The sequence below is a fragment of the Limimaricola variabilis genome (assembly GCF_014195545.1).
Taxonomy (GTDB): domain Bacteria; phylum Pseudomonadota; class Alphaproteobacteria; order Rhodobacterales; family Rhodobacteraceae; genus Limimaricola; species Limimaricola variabilis.
The window spans coordinates 106,224-128,890 of sequence record NZ_JACIBX010000008.1 but is presented as its reverse complement, the minus strand read 5'-3'; the positions used below and the strand labels follow the sequence as shown (position 1 = coordinate 128,890).

The following is a 22,667-nucleotide window of genomic DNA, read 5'->3' as shown; positions in this document are numbered from 1 at the left end:
GCCACGGAACAGTTTCTCCGGCCGGGGGCTTGGAAATCCCGGCCGGGCTTGCGTTAATCGGGCCCATCCGCCGGGAGCCCGCATGCAGCTCTATCTTCCCATCGCCGAGGTTTCGGTCGACATCCTGCTGATCCTCGGCCTGGGCGGGCTGGTCGGGGTGCTGTCCGGCATGTTCGGAGTGGGCGGCGGCTTCCTGATCACGCCGCTTCTTTTCCTCGCCGGCATCCCGCCCGCCGTGGCGGTGGCCACCTCGACCAACCAGATCGTCGCCTCCTCCTTCTCGGCATTGCTCGGCCATCTCAGGCGGCGCACCGTCGACATCGCCATGGGCTCGGTGCTGCTGGCCGGCGGCCTGATCGGCTCGGGCCTGGGCATCATGGTGTTCAACTGGCTCAAGGCGCGCGGCCAAGTCGATCTGTTGGTGGAGCTGAGCTACGTGCTGTTTCTCGGCACCGTCGGCGCGATGATGTTCATCGAAAGCGTGAACGCGCTCCTGCGGGCGCGCCGCCCCGGCGCCCGGCCGAAACGACGCAAGCACTACTGGGCGCACGCGCTGCCCTTGAAGATGAAGTTCCGGGTCTCCGGGCTCTACATCTCGGCCATCCCGCCGCTGATGGTCGGGCTGTCGGTCGGCGTGCTGGCCGCGATCATGGGGGTGGGCGGCGGCTTCGTGATGGTGCCGGCGATGATCTATCTCCTCGGCATGCCCACCAAGGTCGTGATCGGCACCTCGCTGTTCCAGATCATCTTCGTCACCGCCTTCACCACCATGCTGCACGCGGTCACCAACCAGACCGTCGACATCGCGCTGGCGCTGCTGCTGATCGCCGGAGGCGTGATCGGCGCGCAGCTCGGCACCCGGATCGGCGCGCGGATGAAGGCCGAGCAGCTGCGCATCCTGCTGGCGCTCCTGGTGCTGGCGGTCTGCGGGCAGCTCGCGCTCGGCCTCGTGCTGAGGCCGTCGGAGCTATACGTCGTCGAAACGGTGCGCCCGGCATGATCCTGCGTCTCGCGTTCCTGCTGATCGCGCTCGCCCTGCCCGCCCGGGCCGAGGAGATCGTGCTCGGGCTGAGCCAGGACCAAGTGGCGATCACCGCCACATTCGACGGCTCCGACATCCTGATCTTCGGCGCGGTTCGGCGCGAGGCGCCGCCCCCGGAGGCGCCGCCGCTCGAGGTGATCGTCACCGTCTCCGGTCCGCTCGCCCCGGCCACGGTGCGCCGCAAGGAACGCCGGGCCGGCATCTGGGTCAACACCGAGGTCTTCGAGGTCGACGCCGCGCCCTCCTTCTACGCCGTGGCGACCACCGGCCCGCTGGAGGAGATCCTGACCGCCACCGAGGATCTGCGCCACGCCGTGTCGATCCCGCGCGCCATCCGCGCCGTCGGCAACCGCGTCTCGGGTGCGGGCGATTACGTCGCCGCGCTGCTGCGGATCCGCAGCGCGGAGGGCCTCTACCGCTACGAGGAAGGGGCGGTCGACCTTGAGCGCGAGACGCTGTTCCGCACCGCGCTGACGCTGCCCGCCGACCTGGTCGAGGGCAATTACACGACGCGGATCTTCCTGACCCGGGGCGGCGCGGTGGTCGACCGCTACGAGACGGTGATCGGCGTGCAGAAGGTCGGCATCGAGCGCTGGCTCTACAATTTCGCGCAGCAGCAGGCGGCGCTCTACGGGCTGATGGCGCTGGCGCTGGCGGTGCTGGCCGGCTGGGCCGCGTCGCTGGCCTTTGCCGGCTGGCGCCGCTGACCGGTAAAATTCCGGCTATTCCCCGCCTCCCCGCCGCTGCCCCGCCCATGCTAACCTCGCGCCTGGGGGTCCACCGGCGCAGGCGCAAGGAGAACCGATGTCACATCGCTGGATGTTCGACGTGCTGAACGATCTCGAGACCTATGCGATCCGCAACGGCCTGCCCGGGCTGGCGCATCGGCCGTCCGAGGCGGCAGGTCATGCCACGCAGGAGCTGGCGCACCGCGCCCCGCCCGACCGGGGCGACCGGCCCCGGCATCCCGCCCGCCTCCCGGCCAACCGCCCGGCCGGCCACAGGGACTGACCGCCACGGCGCCTCTGGCCCCCGGCTCGCGGCACGGGTAGGGTCGCGCCCATGACGCTTCCCGCCGTGACGTTCTCCTCCGACCAGGCCGAGGCCTGGGATGCCGTGACTCAGGTCCTGCGCCTGAGCGGCATCGATCTCGACGACGAACTGCTGTCGGCGCCGGCCTCCGAAGCGCGCCACGCCATCGCCGTGATCGGCAAGGCAGGCTCCGGCAAGACGCTGCTGCTGGCCGAGCTCACCCGGCGGCTCAAGGAGGCAGGGGTCGACATCGTCTCGGGCGACTGGGAGGGCCGACGCAAGAAGGACCGCCGCACGCTGGCGATCCTCGCCCCGACCAACAAGGCGGCGAGCGTGCTGCGCAATCGCGGCGTGCCGGCGACAACAATCCACCGCATCCTCTACACCCCGGTCTACGATCCGGAATACGAGAAGATCGCCGAATGGCTGGCCGGCGAGGGCGAGCGGCCGAACATCGAGGCGCTCACCGACGAGGCGCTCGATCGCGCGGCGGGCGCCTTCGCCACCCATGGCTCGGTCCCCGCGGCATTGGCAGCGGCCGGTCTCAGAGGCTCGGACTTCATCACCGGCTGGAAACGCCGCGAGGAGCCGCTCGACCTTGGCTTCATCGACGAAAGCTCGATGCTCGACGAAAAGCAGGTCGAGGATCTCAAGGAGATCTTCCCGACGCTGGTGCTGTTCGGCGACCCGGCACAGCTCCCCCCGGTCCAGTCCTCGGGCGGCATGGTGTTCGACACCATGAAGGATGCCGACAAGCACGTGCTGCACCGCATCCACCGGCAGGACGCGGACAACCCGATCCTCGATCTCGCCCACGCGCTGGCCGATCCACAGGTGGATTTCTACGCCTTCGAGCGGATGGTGCGCGAGGCGTCCGAGCGCGACGAGAGGGTGGTCTTCGCGCCGCGTGTGGAATCGGACCTGATGGCCCGCTCCCCGGTGCTGGTCTGGCGCAACGCCACGCGGATCCGGCTGATCCATGCCTTCCGCGCCGCGCATGGCGCGCCAGAGGGCGACCTGCTGCCGGGAGAGCCGCTGATCTGCGACGGCATCGAGCTACCTTTGAAGCACCGCAAGAAGCGGCTCGACCTCGAGGCGCGCGGTCTGATCAAGGGCGCGCAGGTGATCTATATGGGTCCTGGTCGCAAGCCGGGCTTCTCCCGACTGCACGTGATGGGTGCACCCGAGCCGCAGCTCTCCGCCGCCTCGATTGTGCGGATCGAGCAGGAGGGCGATGCCGAGCCCTTCATTCCCTATGCCGCACGGATGGGCGCAACCTTCCTGCACGGTGCCGCCGTCACCATCCACAAGGCCCAGGGCTCGCAGTGGGACACGGTGCAGGTCTTCGCCCCCGACATCGAGATCGCGGCACGCATGGGCCGGGTCGAAGCCGGCCAGCCGTTGTGGAAGCGGCTGGCCTATGTGGCGATCACCCGCGCCGAGCGCGAGCTGCGCTGGGTGGTGCGCTCGATGCTGGCCAAGCCCTCCGAGCCGCTCGGGACCGACGATCTCGTCGCGCCCGCGGTCCCCTTCGAGCTCAGCGCCCCTCAGGCGGCTGGCTGACCGGACCGGCCAGCGCCGTCGGTTCGAAATGATGCGCGATCGAGGCGGCGTAGAAGCCGAGCACTGCCTCGGCGCCCGGCGCCGGACGCAAACCGCCTGCCTCCTCGACCAGCAGCCCGCGCTGCCCGAGCAATTCGAGCGCATCGGCGGTAACCCGTGCGGCGTCGCGGCGCGGCAGGGCGATGCCGCGCGCCTGCAGCATGGCCAGCCGTGCCGCCACCCGGATCTCGATCCGGCCCGGCGGCAGCGGTGCCGCGTCGAGCAGGATCCCCGCCACGAGCGGGACCGGCAGCACCGGCATCACCGCCTCGATCCGGGCCATCATCTCGCGTGCCAGCCGGGCGGTATCCTGCGGCGTCGGCTGCCGATCCCCCAGGAACTCCGCGAGCGACACGGGCCGGCCGAATCCGACCGAGGCCGTGCCGAAACCTTTGAACCGTCCTGTCAGCTGGCGGGCCAGATGCCCCAGCACCACACGCACCAGACGTGAGGGCGGCACCCGGAAGCGGCGATTGCCCGCCCGTGCCGCCCCGATCAGCACCCGATCCTCAAGCACCCGGTCGTAATTGAGCGCCACCGGCACGAAGATCACGTCGCGCCCGTGGCTGCCAAAATCCTCGACGATATGGCCCAGGAGCCCGGTCTTGGCAGAGGCGAGCCGTCCATCGAGGCTCAACCCACCCTCGGGAAAGATTGCCTGCGTCACGCCGCCCGCGGTCGCCATCTGCACGTAGCGCTGCAGCACCCGTCGATAGAGTGCGCCGCGATCGCGCCTGCGGATGAAATAGGCGCCCATCATCCGGATCAGCGGTGTCAGCGGCCAGATCCGTGCCCATTCGCCCACGGCATAGGACAGTGCGGAGGTCCGCGCCGCCAGCCATGTCACCAGCACGTAATCCATGTTGGAGCGATGGTTCATCACGAAGACCACCGCCGCGTCGGGATCGATCGCGTCGATCGCGCTGCGGTCGAACGCCCCCAGCCGGATCCGGTAGAGCGCCCGGCTGAGCCACTGCGCCGCACGGGTTCCGAAGGTGAAATAGGCGGTCGCCGAAAAGGAGGGCACGATCTCGCGCGCGTAATCCCCGGCCAGTTCGAAAGCGACGTTCTCGGGCACCCCGTGGCTCTTGGCGTGCTCGACCACCGCCTGCGCGACCAGCGGGTCGTAGATCAGCCGCTGGATCATGTCGTGGCGGCGGGCCAGCTTGAACGGCTCGATCGGCCGCGCGAGCCGGGTGTTGAGGCGGGCCACGGCCCGCTCCATCCGCTTGCGGAAGAACCAGCGCACCGAGGGGAACAGGAAATGCGATGCGAAGGTGACCGCCGCGAAGAGCAGGATCAGCACCAGCAACCAAAGTGGGATCTCGACGGGACGGAACATGGGCCGACCCTGCCGCAATCGTCGTCGCTGCGGTAGCGCCGGGCGGCCCGATCGGCCCTCGGGCAGGCATCCGCAGCGCAAAGCGATGCGCGCAGAACACGCTGTCGGCCCGACCGGTGAACCCTTGGACCCTTACAAGGTGCCGCGGTCTGGACGCTCGGCCCGCGACGGCCCATCATACGGGCTTCCGCAGAACGCGGCGTTCTATCCCGTGCGGCGCGCGCCGCGGGCCGCTGAGGCCCGGCCGGCCCGCCGCCCCCGCGAACCGGACGAGGCCATGACCCTTCACCGCTCCACGACGCCCCGGACGCCGGGGGCCGCCCCCGCCACCCTGCGGCCCGACCTGCCGAGCCGGGCGGGCTTCGATTCAGATCACCCGCTGGCCGCAGGGCTGGTCGGGGTGGAGGGACCCGCGCTGGCTCATCTTGGCGACCTCGAGGCGCTGTGGCCCGACCGGCTGCCGGACGTGCTGGAGCTTGATGGCGGCGCGGCCGGTCCTTGGCACCTGGCCCTGGTGGCAGCACTGGCCGAACGGCGCGGCGTCGCGCCCCCCCAGGGGGCCCTGCTCCATGACCCGTTGGCGCTGCGCCACGCGGCCGCCGCCCCGGCCTGGTCCGACCGGGCGGCGCTCGGGCTCGGAGCGGATGCGCTGTGCTGGGCCGGACGGCGCCTGCCCGGCCTGCGCGGCGCCCGACTGCGCGTGTCCGCGCTCACCCCCGAAGGGATGGCGCTGACGCTTCGCTCCGGTCTTGCGCTCCTCGCCGCCACGGCGCGGCGCGAGAAGCCCGAGCACCTGCGCGCCGCCGCCTGTGGGATTGACATCGTAATGCCGGCTGACGACGCAGCGGCCCGCGACTGGGGGGCGCTCCTGACGACGCTCTGGCAGGAGCTGGTCGCCGAGCGGCACGGCCCCGGCTTCGCGGCCCGGCCCGACCTCATCCAGTACCGGCACGGTGCCTCGGAAATTGCCCCACCCGGCCCCGACGCGGCGGCGCGACTGCGCGCGGCACTACTGCGCGCCGAAGCCGATGAGCTGCCTTGGCCGGAAACCGATCCTTCTCGCCCGGCCGATGCCGCCCCACCGCTTTCCGAGCCCGATCGCGCGGCAGCGCTGGTTGCTTGGCGACGGCAGCGTGACGGCAATGCGGTGCAGAAGTCGCTGCTGGCGCTGCGCGAAGCTGCCAAGCGCGGCATCAACGTCATGGGCCCCTCGGTGGCCTGCGCCAAGGCGGGGGTGACCACGGGCGAATGGGGAACGGTCATGGCAGGGGCACTGCCCGGCGCCGTAGCAAAGCCCGAACCCGCGCCGCCGTCGGGCGTCACGTTCCTGCTGGCCCGCCCCGGGCTCGACGCGAGGCTGCCGCGCGCCCTGCCCTCCCCCACCGAAGCCCATATCCGTGGGATCGAGCTGCGCGATACCGGGCCACGTCGATTGCCCTCCGATATCGTCGCGGCGGTGCTCGACGATCGCCCCCAGGCGCTGCTGCTGTCCTTGCCCAGTCCGCAATCGGCGCAAATGGCCATCGAAACCCTTGCCGAATTGCGCCGTGCCGGTTTCGGCGCCATGCCGGCGCTCGGTCTGATTGAATTTCAGCTTGACGCACCGCTCGAAAAGGCGCTTGAAGCGGCCGGGCTGCCCTTGAAGCGAGCGCGCAGCTTCGCCAACGGCGGTTTCTTGCAAGAAATTGTGAATTTGGTGACGTGACGAAAAACAAACGTTGCGCTTAATCTATTCTTTTAGATATCTCGTAATTGACGGTTATCCATTACATTGGACCCTCAGAAACCTGTCGATTATCGAATGGAAAGAGAGATCATGGCACAAGACCTGCACGAAATGTCCCGCAAGGAGCTGGAAAAGCTTCGCCGGGATATCGACGAGGCGCTGTCCACCGTGTCGCAACGCGAAAGAAAAGCCGCGCTCGAAGCTGCCGAACGCGCGGCTGCGGAACATGGCTTCTCGCTGGCCGAATTGGCTGAAGCTGCCTCGAAAGGCCGCAAGACCAAAGCCAAGACCCCCGCGAAATATCGCAATCCCGAGGATCCGAGCCAGACCTGGTCCGGCCGTGGCCGCAAGCCGCGCTGGATCAACGAGGCAGAGGCCGCCGGGCGGCCGCTCTCGGATTTCGAGATCTGATTAGACAGGGGCCGGCGTGATCGCCGGCCCTTTCCACGACCATGTCGGAGTTCGCGCAATGAGCACGCATATCGGCGCAGCCCCGGGCGATATCGCCCCGACCGTCTTGATGCCGGGCGATCCGCTGCGAGCGAAATGGGCCGCGGAGAAATTTCTCGATGAGCCGCGCTGCATCAACGAGGTGCGCGGAATGCTGGGGTTCACCGGTAGCTGGCGCGGCCATCCGGTAACGATTCAGGGTTCCGGCATGGGCATGCCGTCGCTCTCGATCTACGCCAATGAACTGATCCGCGAATATGACGCGCAAACCCTTATCCGCATCGGCTCCTGCGGGGCGATGCAGAAGGATATCGGCCTGCGCGACGTGGTGCTCGCGATGACCGCGTCAAGCGTCGGAAACCCGTCACGCGCAATGCTGCGCGAAATTCATTACGCACCCCATGCCGATTGGGGCTTATTGCGCGCCGCGCATGACTCGGCAAATGCACGCGGAACGCGTCTGCATGTCGGCGGCATCTATTCCTCGGATACGTTCTACGACGAGCGACCCGACCTGCACGAACAGATGGTGCGGCACGGCATCCTCGCGGTGGAAATGGAAGCGGCCGAACTCTACACCCTCGCCGCGCGGCATGGGCGCCGGGCGCTGGCGGTGCTGACCGTGTCGGACCACCTCGTCACCGGCGAGGAGCTGCCCGCCATAGAGCGCGAGCAGAGCTTCGGCGAGATGGTCGAAATCGCGCTGGAAGCGGCCTTCGCCTAAATCCCGTGCCCGCCCGCATAGCCGTTGCGCGGCGGGCTCATCCAATCGCCCAGGCTACCGGGGGCCGGGCGCAGCACCGCCATCGACAGCGGATGGCAGGCGGCCTGGTCGCTCGAATGCCCGGCGCCGCAATCGCCGCCCGGGCAGGCGCTCATCACTGCCAGCAGGTCGATCTCAGCGAAAAGATCGAGATGGTCCCCGGCCCGCACCGGGCTCGCCTTCATGAAGTAACGGCCGGTGTCGCGGGTGAAGCCGGTGCACATGAAGAGGTTGAGCACGTCATGCACATGCGGCTCGGCCTCGGCCAGCGATAGCCCCCGATGCGCCGCCAGCGCCCGGGTGAGGTTGGAATGGCAGCAGCGATCGTAATCCCCGCCCGAGAGCAGGTGGTGCGTGTAGGGGTCGCAGCGCGTGCCGATCACGTCATGCACCGAGGCCCCGTCGGCGTCGATGCCGTACCATGACAGGCTGTCGGCGATGATCGTGGCCATCGGACGCAGATGGGGAAAGCACGACCAGAGCCGGTCGCCAGTGCTTACATGGGTGCCGTGCAGGGCCCGGGTCTTGCCGGAGAAGAAGCGCTCGGTGAGGTCATCGCGGGCAAAGAGGTTGAGGTCGCCGACCTGCGGCCCCTCAGGGCAGCCGAGCCGCAGGATCGAGCCGGCCGGGACTTCGATCGCCGCCGCGTCGCGCGGCGGTACAATCACTTCCGCCTCCAGGTGCGCCGAGGCGGCGGCGCGGGCATAGAGCTCCATCGGCGGCGGGGGCAGGCTCCCGTCAGGGTAGACGAGAACCGGGCGCGCCGCCCGGCGCGCATCGGCGTCGGGCGGCGGCTGCGTCATACGGCGCGCTCGACCATCATGTGCTTGATCGACTGGATCGCCTTGGCCGGGTTGAGCCCCTTGGGGCAGGTCTTGGCGCAGTTCATGATGGTGTGGCAGCGGTAGAGCTTGAACTCGTCCTCAAGATCGTCGAGCCGCTCGCCGGTCGCCTCGTCGCGGCTGTCGACGATCCAGCGATAGGCGTGCAGCAGAGCGGCCGGCCCGAGATAGCGGTCGCCGTTCCACCAGTAGGAGGGGCAGGCCGTCGAGCAGGAGGCGCACATGATGCACTCGTAGAGCCCGTCGAGCTTCTTGCGATCCTCGATCGACTGGCGCCATTCCTTGGCCGGGGTGTTGGTCTCGGTCTCGAGCCACGGCTTGATCGAAGCGTGCTGGGCATAGAAATGCGTCAGGTCGGGGATCAGGTCCTTGACCACCGGCATGTGCGGCAGCGGGTAGATCTTGATGTCGCCCTCGACCTCGTCGAGCCCGTAGGTGCAGGCCAGCGTGTTGCGCCCGTCGATGTTCATCGCGCAGGAGCCGCAGATCCCTTCCCGGCAGGAGCGGCGGAAAGTGAGCGTCGGGTCAATCTCGGATTTGATCTTGATCAACGCGTCGAGAATCATCGGACCGCAGCTGTCGACATCGACGAAATAGGTATCGACGCGCGGGTTCTTCCCGTCATCGGGGTTCCAGCGATAGATCTGGACCTTGCGCAGGTTGGTCGCGCCTTCGGGCTTGGGCCAGGTCTTGCCGTGGGTGATGCGGCTGTTCTTCGGAAGGGTGAGCTGGACCATGGTCAGGTCTCCTTGGGGAAAGCGCCGGGGGCCAGGCCCCCGGTCGTCGTCGCATGGATCTGGATCATCTGAGCCGGGGCGGGCGGACCGGCGGCTGGCCGCTACGCGCGACCACGCAGTCCTCGTAGACCTCATAGGGATCGCGACCGCGCAGGTAGTCGTCGGTGACGCCGATCGAGATCCCGGTCGAGAGCCCGCTGCGCGAGTTCGCCCCGACGCTGACGCTGCCAGAGGGCCCCTGCGCCTGCCGCGCCCGCTGCTCGCAGACCCGTGCCGCATCGAGCGGCGACAGCGGGGTCTGCGTGCAGGCGGCCGCGAGAAGCGGCAGCGCGAGAAGCGCGGCGCGCATCAGTAGACCCGCGCCTTGGGCGCGATCTTCTTGAGGTCGATGCCGCCCTCCTCCGCCTTGGTCAGCGGATCCAGATGCACCGGGCGGTAATCGAGCCGCGCCGTGTTGCCCTCGATCCAGGCAAGGGAGTGCTTGCGCCAGTTCTCGTCGTCGCGGTCGGGATAGTCCTCATGCGCATGCGCGCCGCGGCTTTCCTTGCGCGCCTCGGCGGCGGTGATGGTGGCCAGCGCGTTGGGCATCAGGTTGGCCAGCTCCAGCGTCTCCATCAGGTCGGAGTTCCACACCAGGCTGCGGTCGGTGACGTGGATGTCATCCATCTTCGCCGCCGTGTCCTGCATCTTCTTCATGCCTTCCGCGAGCGTCTTGTCGGTGCGGAACACCGCCGCGTCGGCCTGCATGTTGCGCTGCATCTCAAGTCGCAGCTCGGCGGTGGGGACGCCGCCCTTGGCATGGCGCAGGCCGTCGAAACGATCGAAAGCCTTCTCGATCGCTGCCTTGGCCGGAGCCTTCACCGCGGTCGCGGGGTCGACGACTTCGCGCGCGCGGATCGCCGCGGCCCGGCCGAACACCACGAGGTCGATCAGCGAGTTGGAGCCGAGACGGTTGGCGCCGTGAACGCTGGCGCAGCCCGCCTCGCCCACCGCCATCAGGCCCGGCGTCACCGCGTCGGGGTTTTCGGCCGTCGGATTGAGCACCTCGCCCCAGTAGTTCGTCGGGATGCCGCCCATGTTGTAATGCACGGTCGGCAGCACCGGGATCGGCTCTTTCGTGAGGTCGACGCCCGCGAAAATCCGCGCCGATTCCGAGATGCCGGGCAGACGCTCGGCCAGGGTCTCGGGCGGCAGGTGGTTGAGGTGCAGGTGGATGTGATCGCCATCCTTGCCGACGCCGCGGCCCTCGCGGATCTCCATGGTCATGCAGCGCGAGACCACGTCGCGCGAGGCGAGATCCTTGTAGGTCGGCGCGTAGCGCTCCATGAAGCGCTCGCCCTCGGAGTTGGTGAGGTAGCCGCCCTCGCCGCGCGCGCCTTCGGTGATCAGGCAGCCCGCGCCGTAGATGCCGGTCGGATGGAACTGCACGAATTCCATGTCCTGCAGCGGCAGGCCCGCGCGCGCCACCATGCCGCCGCCGTCGCCGGTGCAGGTATGGGCCGAGGTCGCGGAGAAATAGGCGCGGCCATAGCCGCCGGTCGCCAGGACGACCGTCTTGGCGGCGAAGACGTGCATGGTGCCGTCGTCGAGCTTCCACGCCAGAACGCCGCGGCAGGTGCCGTCATCATCCATCAGCAGGTCGATGGCAAAGTACTCGATGTAGAACTCGGCCTTCTGCTTGAGCGACTGGCCGTAAAGCGTGTGCAGGATCGCGTGGCCGGTCCGGTCGGCGGCGGCACAGGTGCGCTGCACCGGCGGGCCTTCGCCATACTCGGTGGTGTGGCCGCCGAAGGGGCGCTGGTAGATCTTGCCCTCTTCGGTGCGCGAGAACGGCACGCCGTAATGCTCGAGCTCGTAGACCGCCTTGGGCGCCTCGCGGGCGAGGTACTCCATGGCGTCGGTGTCACCGAGCCAGTCGGAGCCCTTCACCGTGTCGTACATGTGCCACTGCCAGCTGTCGGGGCCCATGTTGCCCAAGCTGGCGGCGATGCCGCCCTGCGCCGCGACGGTGTGCGAGCGGGTCGGGAAGACCTTGGAGATGCAGGCGGTGCGCAGACCCTGCTCGGCCATGCCGAGCGTGGCGCGCAGGCCCGCGCCGCCGGCGCCGACCACCACCACGTCGTATTCGTGCGTTTCGTATTCGTAGGCTGCCATGAGGGGGCTCCGGTCAGAGGGCGAGGCGGATCAGGGCGAGAACGCCGATCGCGGCCAGGGCATAGGAGAGACAGGTCACGCCGACGATCAGCGCCTTGCGGGTGAAGCCGCGGCTGTAATCCTCGATCATGATCTGCGCGCCGGCGCGGAAGTGCCAGAAGCCGACGATGAAAGTCAGCACGGCGATCGCCGCAGGGATCGGGCGCTGGTAGTAGATCACCACCTCTTCGTAGGTGCCGCCGAGCACCGCGCCGAAGGTAAAGACGAAGAGCGGGATCAGGATCGCCAGCGCCACCGAGGACATGCTCATGCGCCAATGCTGGCGGGTGCCGGAATGCGAGGCGCCGAGGCCATGCGCGCGCTTGCGGTCGGTCAGGTAAGCCATATCGGTGCCCCTCAGAGAACGACGACGGTGAAGATGGTGAGCAGGACCGAGACGATCAGGATGATCTGGCCGAGCAGCTCGGCCTTGTCGATCTCGAGCATCTTCACCTCGTCCCAGATCAGGTGCCGGATGCCCGCCAGCGTGTGGTACCACAGCCCGAGCACCGAGAAGAACATCACCAGATCGCCGAACCAGCTGCGCAGGAAGCCATCGGCCACGGCAAAGCTCTCGGGGCCGGCCGCGGCGGCCGCGAACCACCAGACCACCAGCAGCGCCGTCACGATCAGCGCGTTGCCGGTGATCCGCGTCAGGATCGAGGTCAGCATCGGGATGTGCCAGCGATAGATGGAGATATGCGGCGAAAGCGGGCGGTTGCCCCGGTTCACGTCGGCCATGGCGTCGTCCTTATCTGGCGTGGGGGCCTGCCCATGGGCGGCCCCGGCTGGCATCATCCCTAGCGATTTTGGCCGGGCTGTCACCCGCCACGGCGCCTGAAACCGTGGAAAAATCGCCGCAACGGGCAGGATTCCGCCAAGCGTGATCACAGCCCTCCGCGCCGTGATCACAGCGATAGCGGTAACGGTCGGTCCGCTGCGCTGGCGACCGCGGACCGGCTCAGGCGGCTCGGGTCAGAGTTGGCCGAGCCGGAGATCGGAGGAATATTCGACATCCGCCTCCTTGGTGACGGCCTGCCCGCAGCGCATCACGCCATTGGCGGCGTCATAGGCATAGGTCGGCTCGCCATAGAGCGCCCAACCCTTGGACAGCGCCTCGGTCACCTTGTGACAGAAGGCCGAATTGTCGTCGCCGGTGAGAAAGCGGTAGATCTTCATGACATCGCTCCGAAAGGGTTGGGTCCGATCCAGCCATGCACCAGCGCGATGAGGATGAAAACAGCCACCGCGCCGAGGAGTGCCGCGACCTCGCGCCCGACCGGGGCGGGTGCCGGCGCCACGGCAATCTGGGCCCGGGCGTCGAGCAGTGCCATTTCGGCCACCGCCCAGACCGCCAAGCCGCCAAAGAGCAGGCCGGCTGCCCAATGTGTGTTGACCAGGAGATGCGCTCCGCCCCACAGCGCGACCGCGAGGAGCTGCGGATGGCGCAGCCATGCGGCGGCGCGAGTCTTCATGCCGGACGCGGCGAAGAGATAGACCGCGACCAGCACCATCAGGTTGTTGAGGTGCCATGCCCATGGCGCCGGGGCAAAGCGCGGCGCGGCATCCTGCGCGCCATAGCCTCGGATCATCAGCCACAGCCCCAGCAGCACTGTCACCGCCACCACGCCGCGCGCGGCCCGGCCCAGCCGCGCATGCAGCCCCGGCGCGACCCGGGGCAGGGCATGGGCCCCGCTCCACAGGGCCAGACCGGCAAGCAACTGGATCATCGCCCCTCCTTCGCCGCGACCGCCTCGGCGAGCGCCAGCGTCTCGCGCGCGGTGGCGACATGCAGTGCTTCTACGATCTCGCCATCGACCACGGCCACGCCCTGCCCTTCGTCCTGCGCCGCCTGATAGGCGGCGATCCGGCGCCGCGCGCGGTCGATCTCGGCGGCGTCGGGGGCGAAGGCCGCATTGGCGGCGGCAATCTGCGCCGGGTGGATCAGGCTCTTGCCGTCGAAGCCCATGTCGCGTCCCTGCGCGCATTCGGCGCGCATCCGTTCGGGGTCGTCGAGCGCATTGCACACGCCGTCGATCGCCCGGACACCGGCGGCACGCGCCGCCAGCAGCGTCGTCTGCAGCGCCGCCATGAGCGGCATGCGATCGGGTCGGTCGCGTGCGCCCAGCGCACGCGCGAGATCGTTGGTGCCCATCACCACCCCTTCGAGCCGCGGATGCGTGCAGATCCCGGCGGCGGCGAGAACGCCGGCCAGTGTCTCGATCATCGCCCAGAGCGGGCGGTCGACCCGCGCCGCAACCGCGTCGAGATCAGTGGGCGATCCGACCTTGGGCACCAGCACCCCGGCGCAGGCGATGTCCGCCAATGCCGCCAGATCCGCGTCGCCCCAGGGTGTGTCGAGCCCGTTGATCCGCACCAGTGCGGGCGAGCCTGTCTCGTCGCGCCCGGCCAGCGCCGCCCGGGCCGCAGCCTTGGCGGCGGGTGCGACGGCGTCCTCGAGGTCGAGGATCAGCGCATCGCAGTCGAGATCGACCGCCTTGCGCATCGCGCGGGCGTTCGAGGCGGGAACGTAAAGCATCGAGCGAAACGGCATGTCGGTCCTTGGTCGGCCTGAAATTCGCCTCAGCCTGCCGCGCCCGGTCGCGCGGCGCAACGGTGGCATCGTTAACACCATCTTCGGCGGGTGCGGGGAGACTGCATGGTTCAGGCCCGCCCTATCGAAGGAGATCGCCATGACCCCGGTCAAATTCCTGCTCGCCGCCCTGCCCCTTTGCGCATGGGCGCTGCCTGCCCCTGCCGCACCGCGCTGCGCCCCGCATGACCGGATCGACGCGGAGCTAGCAGAGCGTTTCGGGGAGCATCGACAGGCCATCGCGCTCGATGGTGCCCGGCAGGTGAGGGAGATCTTCGCCTGCGACGATACCGGCGGCTGGACCTTGCTGCTGACCCGCCCCGGCGGGCCCAGCTGCCTGATCGCGGCAGGGCATGCCTTCGAGTGGCTCGACCCGCCGCCACCCGCGGGCGATCCGGCCAGTTGATCAGCGCTCGATGGCTCTCCGAAGTGCCTGATCTGCGCAGGATTCCGCCCGATGGCGGGGATGGAAGAAATATTTGCCAAAGCATGCAACCCAGCCGAACTACGCGGGTTCTCCTGCCAGATATTGGCCGCCGTCGTCCCATTCGGGCGCCGGGCTGCGCCTCAGGACAAAGGTCTGGAAAGATGAAACTGCTTCTTACCACTGCTGCGACGGCGCTCGTCATGGGCTCCGCCGCCTACGCCGAATCCCATGCCATGGCGACCGGTGCCTATGAGGTCTCGGCCGACGACTTCTACGCGTCCAACCTGATGGGCATGCGCATCTATTCCTCCGAGCAGGAGCTCGGTGAGAATGGCGATATGATCAACTTCGAAGAGCAGGAATGGGACGATATCGGCGAGATCAACGACCTGATCATCTCCGAGGACGGCAGCGTCCAGGCGGTGATCATCGGTGTCGGCGGCTTCCTCGGGATCGGCGAGAAGGACGTCGCCATCACCATGGATCAGGTCCGCACCTATGATGACGAGAATGGCGAGCGTTTCCTCGTGGTGAACTCGTCGCAGGAAGCCCTCGAGGCCGCGCCCGCTTTCGAGCGCGCGAAGGTCGAAGGCGCTATGACCGATGACGAGGCCGCCGAGCCGGGCATGGTCGAGCAGACCAGCGCCGCCGCGACCGCTGCCGCCACCGCGACCATGGCCGAAGGTGAGACCGAGGTCGAAGCCGAGGCCGGTGCCGAGCCGGGCAGCGTGACCGCCGAAGTGTCGGACGAGATGTCCGACGCCGCCGAGGATGTCGAGCAGGTCCTCGATGGCGAGCCGAGCGACGAGGCCCAGGACGAGCAGGAAGAGGCCGCCGAGGAGATGGCCGAGGGCGAAGCCGAGGCCGCCGAGGAAATGGCCGAGGGTGACACCGAGGACGCCGCCGAAGCCATGGCCGAGGGCCAGGAAGAGGCCGCCGAGGAAATGTCCGACGCTCAGGAAGAAATGGCCGAGGGCGAGACCGTTCCCGCTGCCGGTGGCACCGCGATGACCGAGATCGAGCGCGAAGGCTACACCACCACCAGCGTCTCCGACCTGTCGACCGACGAGCTGACCGGCGCGACCGTCTATGGCGTCGAGGACGAGAACATCGGCGAGATCGAGGACCTCGTGGCCTCCGACTCCGGTGAGATCAGCCGCGCCGTGATCGGTGTCGGCGGCTTCCTCGGCATCGGCGAGAAGAAGGTCGCCGTGGACTTTGAGGATCTGCAGATCCTGACCAACGAAGACGGCTCCGACATCCGTGTCTACATCAGCGCGACCGAGGACGAGCTGAAGGCGCTGCCGAAATACGAGGCGCCCGAGGAGCAGATGGAGACCGAGGCGGAGATGGAAACCGAGATGGAGACCGAGACCGCGCCCGCGCAGTAACGGCCCATCCTCTCCCCAACGCGGCCGCCCCTCCCCGGGGCGGCCGCTTTCGTTTGCGCAAACATCGTGCAAGCGGCGGCCGGTGGCAGGCCACAGCCTTGCAACGCGGTGCCGCGCGGCTTAGGCAAAGCCTCGCAAACCATTTCTCGACAGGAGCCATTCATGGCCAGACCCAAGATCGCCCTCATCGGCGCCGGTCAGATCGGCGGCACGCTCGCCCATCTCGCCGCGATCAAGGAACTCGGCGATGTCGTGCTGTTCGACATCGCCGAAGGCAGTCCCCAGGGCAAGGCGCTCGACATCGCCGAATCCGGTCCGGCCGAGGGCTTCGACGCCGTGCTCAAGGGCACCAACGACTATGCCGACATCGCCGGCGCCGACGTATGCATCGTCACCGCCGGCGTGCCGCGCAAGCCCGGCATGAGCCGCGACGACCTGCTCGGCATCAACCTCAAGGTCATGAAGTCGGTCGGCGAAGGCATCGCCAAGCACGCCCCCGACGCCTTCGTGATCTGTATCACCAACCCGCTCGACGCGATGGTCTGGGCCCTGCGCGAGTTCTCGGGCCTGCCGCACGAGAAGGTCTGCGGCATGGCTGGCGTGCTCGACAGCGCCCGCTTCCGCCACTTCCTGAGCCTCGAATTCGACGTCTCGATGCGCGACGTCACCGCCTTCGTGCTGGGCGGCCATGGCGACACCATGGTGCCGCTGGCCCGCTACTCCACCGTCGGCGGCATCCCCCTGCCCGACCTGGTGCAGATGGGCTGGACCACCCAGGAAAAGCTCGACGCGATCATCCAGCGCACCCGTGACGGCGGCGCTGAGATCGTCGGCCTACTGAAGACCGGTTCGGCCTTCTACGCCCCGGCGACCAGCGCCATCGAGATGGCCGAAGCCTATCTCAAGGACCAGAAGCGCGTGCTGCCCTGCGCCGCCTATGTCGACGGCGCGCTCGGCCTGAACGGCATGTATGTCGGCGTGCCGACGGTGATCGGCGCCGGCGGCGTCGAGCGGGTCATCGACATCAAGATGAACCGCGAAGAACAGGCGATGTTCGACAAGTCGGTCGAGGCCGTGAAGGGCCTGGTCGAGGCCTGCAAGGGCATCGACTCCAGCCTCGCCTGAACGCAGGCGAAGGAATGCGAGGAAAAGGGTGCCTTCGGGCGCCCTTTTTCATGACGATGTCACGGGCTTGGACACGAGGATCGAATCGCGCCGCCGCGACAGCCGGTCGCAGTTCGCACTCTGTGATCACGCCTTGAAATTGCGTGATCACATATGTCGCTTTTCCTCGGATGCCGCTCCGAAAGCAGTTCTTTCGTACCGATGCCTGTGCTTGAAGGGGCCAAATCACGGCAACCGAGGACCGGTCCATGAACATCCACGAATATCAGGCCAAGGCCCTTCTGCGCAGCTACGGCGCGCCCGTCTCCGACGGACGTCCGGTGATGCGCGCCGAAGAGGCGAAGACAGCGGCAGGCGAACTCGACGGCCCGCTCTGGGTGGTCAAGGCGCAGATCCATGCCGGCGGCCGCGGCAAGGGCCACTTCAAGGAGGCCGACGCCGGCGAGAAGGGCGGCGTCCGTCTCGCCAAGTCCGTCGAGGAGGCGGCCGAGGAAGCCAAGAAGATGCTCGGCCGTACCCTGGTCACGCACCAGACCGGCCCGGCGGGCAAGCAGGTCAACCGCATCTATATCGAGGATGGCTCGGAGATCGAGACCGAGCTCTATCTCGCGCTGCTGGTCGACCGCGCCACCAGCCGCATCTCCTTCGTCTGCTCGACCGAGGGCGGCATGGACATCGAGGAGGTCGCCGCCTCCACGCCCGAGAAGATCCTGAGCTTCTCGGTCGATCCGGCCACCGGCTACCAGCCCTATCACGGCCGCCGCATCGCCTTTGCCCTCGGCCTCAAGGGCCAGCAGGTCAAGCAGTGCGTCAAGCTGATGGACACGCTCTACCGTCTCTTCGTCGAGAAGGACATGGAGATGCTGGAGATCAACCCGCTGATCGTCACCGACAAGGGTGATCTGAAGTGCCTCGACGCCAAGATGGGCTTCGACGGCAACGCGATCTACCGCCACGACGACATCGCCGCCCTGCGCGACGAGACCGAGGAAGACAGCAAGGAGCTGGCCGCCTCGAAGTACGACCTGAACTACATCGCGCTCGACGGCGAGATCGGCTGCATGGTCAACGGCGCGGGCCTCGCCATGGCGACGATGGACATCATCAAGCTCAAGGGCGCGGAGCCGGCCAACTTCCTCGACGTGGGCGGCGGCGCCACCAAGGAGAAGGTCACCGAGGCCTTCAAGATCATCACCTCCGACCAGAACGTCAAAGGCATCCTGGTCAACATCTTCGGCGGCATCATGCGCTGCGACGTCATCGCCGAAGGCGTGATCGCGGCCGTGAAAGAGGTCGGTCTGAAGGTGCCGCTGGTCGTGCGTCTCGAAGGGACGAACGTCGATCAGGGCAAGGAGATCATCAACAATTCCGGTCTGGACGTGATCGCGGCGGACAACCTGTCCGATGCTGCCGAAAAGATCGTCAAAGCGGTGAAGGGATAACAGCAATGGCGATTCTCGTCGACGAAAACACCAAGGTCATCTGCCAAGGTCTCACCGGCAGCCAGGGCACCTTCCACACCGAGCAGGCCATCGCCTACGGCACCAAGATGGTCGGCGGCGTGACCCCGGGCAAAGGTGGTCAGACCCATCTCGACCTGTCGGTCTTCGACAGCGTGCACGAGGCCAAGGCCAAGACCGAGGCCAACGCCTCGGTGATCTACGTGCCGCCGCCCTTCGCCGCCGACTCCATCATGGAAGCGATCGACGCCGAGATGGAGCTGGTGATCTGCATCACCGAAGGCATCCCGGTGCTCGACATGATGAAGGTCAAGCGCGCCCTCATCAATTCCAAGACCCGGCTGATCGGGCCGAACTGCCCCGGTGTCATCACCCCCGACGCCTGCAAGATCGGCATCATGCCCGGCCACATCCACAAGCGCGGCTCGGTGGGCGTCGTGTCCCGCTCGGGCACGCTGACCTACGAGGCGGTCAAGCAGACCTCGGATTCGGGCCTCGGCCAGTCGACGGCCGTGGGCATCGGCGGCGACCCGATCAAGGGCTCGGAGCATATCGACATCCTCGAGATGTTCCTCGCCGACCCCGAGACCCAGTCGATCATCATGATCGGCGAGATCGGCGGCACCGCCGAGGAAGAAGCGGCGCAGTTCCTCGCGGACGAGAAGAAGCGCGGCCGCTGGAAGCCCACCGCCGGCTTCATCGCCGGGCGCACCGCCCCTCCGGGCCGCCGCATGGGCCATGCCGGCGCGATCGTGTCGGGCGGCCAGGGCGACGCGGAGAGCAAGATCGAGGCGATGAAATCCGCCGGGATCGTGGTCGCCGACAGCCCCGCCTCGCTCGGCGAAGCCGTGCTCAAGGCGATCGGCTGACACCTATCAGAAGGGGGCGCACGCCCCCTTCCCCCCTGACATCCGCGCCGCGCGCCCTATCTGGGCCCGGCGCATCACCGTTCTTGCCCCGCGGATCGAGGATCCTGCCATGACCGAGCAAAGCCCCAACGACGTGTTCCACGCCTCCTCCTTCCTGCAGGGTGCGAACGCCGACTACATCGAGCATCTGCACGCGCGCTATGCCGAGAACCCGTCGAGCGTCGACGCGGCCTGGCAGGAGTTCTTCCGCAGCCTGGGCGACAGCGGCTCGGACGCCCGCGCCGAGGCCGCCGGCCCCTCCTGGGCCCGCCGCGACTGGCCGATGCAGCCGAATGACGACCTGACCGCCGCGCTCGACGGGCAGTGGCCCGCCGCCGCCGAGGCCAAGGGTGCCCGCGACAAGATCGCCGCCAAGGCCGCCGAGAAGGGCGTCGGGCTCTCTGAAGAGCAGCTGCGCGCCGCGGTGCTCGACAGCATCCGCGCGCTGATGATCATCCGCGCCTACCGGATCCGCGGCCATCTCGCCGCCGATCTCGATCCGCTGGGCTTGCGCGAGCAGACGCCGCATCCCGAGCTGGATCCGGCGAATTACGGCTTCACCAAGTCCGACATGGACCGGCCGATCTTCATCGACAACGTGCTCGGCCTCGAGATCGCGACGATGAACGAGATCCTGGCGCTGGTGAAGCGGACCTATTGCGGCACCTTCGCGCTGCAATACATGCACATCTCCGACCCCGAGCAATCGGCCTGGCTCAAGGAGCGGATCGAGGGCTACGGCAAGGAGATCCAGTTCACCAAGGAAGGCCGCAAGGCGATCCTCAACAAGCTGGTCGAGGCCGAGGGCTTCGAGAAGTTCCTGCACGTCAAGTACATGGGCACCAAGCGCTTCGGCCTCGACGGCGGCGAGGCGCTGATCCCGGCGATGGAGCAGATCATCAAGCGCGGCGGCCAGCTCGGCGTGAAGGACATCGTGATCGGCATGCCGCATCGCGGCCGCCTCTCGGTGCTCGCCAACGTCATGCAGAAGCCCTACCGGGCGATCTTCCACGAATTCCAGGGCGGCAGCTTCAAGCCCGAGGAAGTGGACGGCTCCGGCGACGTGAAATACCACCTCGGCGCTTCTTCGGACCGCGAGTTCGACGGCAACAAGGTCCACCTGTCGCTGACCGCCAACCCCAGCCACCTCGAGGCGGTGAACCCGGTCGTGCTCGGCAAGGCGCGCGCCAAGCAGAGCCAGCTCGGCGACCAGGACCGCACCCAGGTGATCCCGGTGCTGCTGCATGGCGACGCGGCCTTCGCGGGCCAGGGCGTCGTGGCCGAGGGCTTCGGCCTGTCGGGCCTCGTCGGCCACCGCACCGGCGGCACGATCCACATCGTGGTGAACAACCAGATCGGCTTCACCACCGCGCCGCACTTCTCGCGCTCCTCGCCCTACCCGACCGACATCGCGCTGATGGTCGAGGCGCCGATCTTCCACGTCAACGGCGACGACCCGGAGGCGGTGGTGCACGCCGCCAAGGTGGCGACCGAGTTCCGGCAGAAGTTCCACAAGGACGTCGTCATCGACATCTTCTGCTACCGCCGGTTCGGTCACAACGAGGGCGACGAGCCCATGTTCACCAACCCGGTGATGTACAAGAAGATCAAGAGCCAGAAGACCACGCTCACGCTCTACACCGAGCGGCTCGTCAAGGACGGGCTGATCCCCGAGGGCGAGATCGAGGACATGAAGGCGCAGTTCCAGGCGCTGCTGGGTGAGGAGTTCGAGGCCGGCAAGTCCTACCGCCCGAACAAGGCCGACTGGCTCGACGGGCGCTGGAGCCATCTCGACCGGCGCGACCACGAGAGCTACCAGCGCGGCCAGACCGCGATCGACGAGAAGACCATGACCGAGATCGGTCGCGCCCTCACCCGCGCGCCCGAGGGTTTCCCGCTGCACCGCACCGTCTCGCGCCTGCTCGAGGCGAAGGGCCAGATGTTCGAGAGCGGCAAGGGCTTCGACTGGGCCACCGCCGAGGCACTGGCCTTCGGCTCGCTGCTGACCGAAGGCTACCCGGTCCGGCTCTCGGGCCAGGATAGCACGCGCGGCACCTTCAGCCAGCGCCACTCGGCCTTCATCAACCAGGAGAACGAGGAGCGCTACTACCCGCTCAACAACATCCGCGAGGGTCAGGCCCGCTACGAGGTCATCGACTCGATGCTCTCGGAATACGCGGTGCTGGGCTTCGAATACGGCTACTCGCTCGCCGAGCCCAACGCGCTGGTGATGTGGGAGGCGCAGTTCGGCGACTTCGCCAACGGCGCGCAGATCATGTTCGACCAGTTCATCTCCTCGGGCGAGTCGAAGTGGCTGCGCATGTCGGGCCTCGTGATGCTGCTGCCGCATGGCTATGAGGGCCAGGGCCCCGAGCACTCCTCGGCACGGCTCGAGCGCTTCCTGCAGATGTGCGGCGGCGACAACTGGATCGTGGCGAACTGCTCGACCCCGGCGAACTACTTCCACATCCTGCGCCGGCAGCTGCACCGCACCTTCCGCAAGCCGCTGGTGCTGATGACGCCGAAATCGCTGCTGCGTCACAAGATGGCGGTCTCGGACGCCGAGGACTTCGTCACCGGCTCGTCCTTCCACCGGGTGCTGTGGGACGACGCCGAGAAGGGTCATTCGGACACGCAGCTCAAGCCCGACTCCGAGATCAAGCGCGTGGTGATGTGCTCGGGCAAGGTCTATTACGACCTGCTCGAGGAGCGCGACGCGCGCGGGCTCGACGACGTCTACCTGATGCGGATCGAGCAGTTCTATCCCTTCCCGGCGCTGTCGCTGGTCAAGGAGCTGGAGCGCTTCAAGGGCGCCGAGATGATCTGGTGCCAGGAAGAGCCCAAGAACCAGGGGGCCTGGAGCTTCATCGAGCCCAACATCGAATGGGTGCTGAGCCGGATCGACGCCGCGCATAAGCGCCCCCGTTACGTCGGCCGCCACGCGAGCGCCTCGCCCGCGACCGGCCTCGCCAGCCAGCACAAGGCCCAACAGGAAGCGCTGGTGAACGAAGCGCTGAGCATCGAAGGAAACTGA

General features: G+C 67.8%; 23 protein-coding genes. 13 read left to right on the top strand and 10 right to left on the bottom strand.

Going from position 1 to position 22,667, the window contains the following annotated elements; all coding sequences use genetic code 11:
• Nucleotides 1-82: 82 nt before the first annotated feature.
• From FHS00_RS11695 to FHS00_RS11680, 4 genes are all read left to right on the top strand, one after another.
• The gene (locus FHS00_RS11695; protein WP_183473578.1) at nt 83-1,000 is read left to right on the top strand and encodes a sulfite exporter TauE/SafE family protein; all 918 of its coding nucleotides are present in this window, start codon (nt 83-85) and stop codon (nt 998-1,000) included.
• Nucleotides 1,000-1,749, top strand: a complete 750-nt coding sequence (locus FHS00_RS11690) for a TIGR02186 family protein (protein ID WP_425486043.1) — start codon at nt 1,000-1,002, stop codon at nt 1,747-1,749. The genes FHS00_RS11695 and FHS00_RS11690 overlap by 1 nt, the downstream gene beginning before the upstream one ends.
• A gap of 97 nt (nt 1,750-1,846) precedes the next feature.
• Complete coding sequence (locus FHS00_RS11685; RefSeq protein WP_183473572.1) at nt 1,847-2,053, top strand: hypothetical protein; 207 nt, start codon at nt 1,847-1,849, stop codon at nt 2,051-2,053.
• 51 nt (nt 2,054-2,104) lie between these two features.
• Complete coding sequence (locus tag FHS00_RS11680) at nt 2,105-3,637, top strand: ATP-dependent DNA helicase (RefSeq protein ID WP_183473569.1); 1,533 nt, start codon at nt 2,105-2,107, stop codon at nt 3,635-3,637.
• Here the strand turns inward: FHS00_RS11680 and FHS00_RS11675 are convergent.
• Nucleotides 3,612-5,018: a 1-acyl-sn-glycerol-3-phosphate acyltransferase gene (locus FHS00_RS11675; RefSeq protein WP_183473566.1), complete on the bottom strand. Its 1,407-nt coding sequence runs from the start codon at nt 5,016-5,018 to the stop codon at nt 3,612-3,614. The two genes, FHS00_RS11680 and FHS00_RS11675, sit on opposite strands and share 26 nt — an antisense overlap.
• Nucleotides 5,019-5,295: 277 nt before the next feature.
• Here FHS00_RS11675 and FHS00_RS11670 point away from each other — a divergent pair, with 277 nt between their 5' ends.
• From FHS00_RS11670 to deoD, 3 genes are all read left to right on the top strand, one after another.
• On the top strand, nt 5,296-6,723 hold the full coding sequence (locus tag FHS00_RS11670; RefSeq protein ID WP_183473564.1) for a methylmalonyl-CoA mutase family protein: 1,428 nt from the start codon (nt 5,296-5,298) through the stop codon (nt 6,721-6,723).
• 111 nt (nt 6,724-6,834) lie between these two features.
• Nucleotides 6,835-7,155, top strand: coding sequence for an H-NS histone family protein (locus FHS00_RS11665; RefSeq protein ID WP_183473561.1), 321 nt, complete (start codon nt 6,835-6,837; stop codon nt 7,153-7,155).
• A 58-nt stretch (nt 7,156-7,213) separates the two neighbouring features.
• Entirely contained in the window at nt 7,214-7,918 is a 705-nt protein-coding gene (gene deoD, locus FHS00_RS11660) for a purine-nucleoside phosphorylase (RefSeq protein WP_183473558.1), read from the top strand.
• Here the strand turns inward: deoD and FHS00_RS11655 are convergent.
• The 9 genes from FHS00_RS11655 to FHS00_RS11615 form a co-directional block, all read right to left on the bottom strand.
• Nucleotides 7,915-8,760: an urea carboxylase-associated family protein gene (locus FHS00_RS11655; RefSeq protein WP_183473555.1), complete on the bottom strand. Its 846-nt coding sequence runs from the start codon at nt 8,758-8,760 to the stop codon at nt 7,915-7,917. The two genes, deoD and FHS00_RS11655, sit on opposite strands and share 4 nt — an antisense overlap.
• Nucleotides 8,757-9,536 carry a succinate dehydrogenase iron-sulfur subunit gene (locus FHS00_RS11650; RefSeq protein ID WP_183473552.1) on the bottom strand — a complete coding sequence of 260 codons (780 nt, stop codon included), beginning with the start codon at nt 9,534-9,536 and terminating at the stop codon, nt 8,757-8,759. The genes FHS00_RS11655 and FHS00_RS11650 overlap by 4 nt, the downstream gene beginning before the upstream one ends.
• 64 nt (nt 9,537-9,600) lie before the next feature.
• Nucleotides 9,601-9,885 carry a hypothetical protein gene (locus FHS00_RS11645; RefSeq protein ID WP_183473549.1) on the bottom strand — a complete coding sequence of 95 codons (285 nt, stop codon included), beginning with the start codon at nt 9,883-9,885 and terminating at the stop codon, nt 9,601-9,603.
• Nucleotides 9,885-11,690, bottom strand: a complete 1,806-nt coding sequence (gene sdhA / locus FHS00_RS11640) for a succinate dehydrogenase flavoprotein subunit (RefSeq protein ID WP_183473546.1) — start codon at nt 11,688-11,690, stop codon at nt 9,885-9,887. The genes FHS00_RS11645 and sdhA overlap by 1 nt, the downstream gene beginning before the upstream one ends.
• 13 nt (nt 11,691-11,703) lie before the next feature.
• Nucleotides 11,704-12,075: a succinate dehydrogenase, hydrophobic membrane anchor protein gene (gene sdhD, locus FHS00_RS11635; protein WP_183473543.1), complete on the bottom strand. Its 372-nt coding sequence runs from the start codon at nt 12,073-12,075 to the stop codon at nt 11,704-11,706.
• Nucleotides 12,076-12,086: 11 nt separating this feature from the next.
• Complete coding sequence (sdhC, locus tag FHS00_RS11630; protein WP_183473540.1) at nt 12,087-12,470, bottom strand: succinate dehydrogenase, cytochrome b556 subunit; 384 nt, start codon at nt 12,468-12,470, stop codon at nt 12,087-12,089.
• Nucleotides 12,471-12,704: 234 nt separating this feature from the next.
• Complete coding sequence (locus FHS00_RS11625) at nt 12,705-12,908, bottom strand: DUF1737 domain-containing protein (RefSeq protein ID WP_183473536.1); 204 nt, start codon at nt 12,906-12,908, stop codon at nt 12,705-12,707.
• On the bottom strand, nt 12,905-13,459 hold the full coding sequence (locus FHS00_RS11620) for an NnrU family protein (protein ID WP_183473533.1): 555 nt from the start codon (nt 13,457-13,459) through the stop codon (nt 12,905-12,907). The genes FHS00_RS11625 and FHS00_RS11620 overlap by 4 nt, the downstream gene beginning before the upstream one ends.
• A complete protein-coding gene (locus FHS00_RS11615) occupies nt 13,456-14,283 on the bottom strand; it encodes an HpcH/HpaI aldolase/citrate lyase family protein (RefSeq protein ID WP_183473530.1) in 828 nt (275 codons plus the stop codon). Before FHS00_RS11615 ends, FHS00_RS11620 begins: the two co-directional genes overlap by 4 nt.
• A 139-nt stretch (nt 14,284-14,422) precedes the next feature.
• On the opposite strand from FHS00_RS11615, the gene FHS00_RS11610 reads away from it, so the two are divergent.
• The 6 genes from FHS00_RS11610 (at nt 14,423) to FHS00_RS11585 (ending at nt 22,667) form a co-directional block, all read left to right on the top strand.
• On the top strand, nt 14,423-14,728 hold the full coding sequence (locus FHS00_RS11610; RefSeq protein ID WP_183473527.1) for a hypothetical protein: 306 nt from the start codon (nt 14,423-14,425) through the stop codon (nt 14,726-14,728).
• A gap of 182 nt (nt 14,729-14,910) precedes the next feature.
• Complete coding sequence (locus FHS00_RS11605; protein ID WP_221188804.1) at nt 14,911-16,140, top strand: PRC-barrel domain-containing protein; 1,230 nt, start codon at nt 14,911-14,913, stop codon at nt 16,138-16,140.
• A 162-nt stretch (nt 16,141-16,302) separates the two neighbouring features.
• Entirely contained in the window at nt 16,303-17,265 is a 963-nt protein-coding gene (gene mdh, locus FHS00_RS11600; RefSeq protein ID WP_183473521.1) for a malate dehydrogenase, read from the top strand.
• Between the two features lie 248 nt (nt 17,266-17,513).
• Complete coding sequence (gene sucC / locus FHS00_RS11595; protein WP_183473518.1) at nt 17,514-18,707, top strand: ADP-forming succinate--CoA ligase subunit beta; 1,194 nt, start codon at nt 17,514-17,516, stop codon at nt 18,705-18,707.
• Nucleotides 18,708-18,712: 5 nt separating this feature from the next.
• Entirely contained in the window at nt 18,713-19,594 is an 882-nt protein-coding gene (sucD, locus tag FHS00_RS11590) for a succinate--CoA ligase subunit alpha (RefSeq protein ID WP_183473515.1), read from the top strand.
• A 109-nt stretch (nt 19,595-19,703) separates the two neighbouring features.
• Complete coding sequence (locus FHS00_RS11585; RefSeq protein WP_183473512.1) at nt 19,704-22,667, top strand: 2-oxoglutarate dehydrogenase E1 component; 2,964 nt, start codon at nt 19,704-19,706, stop codon at nt 22,665-22,667.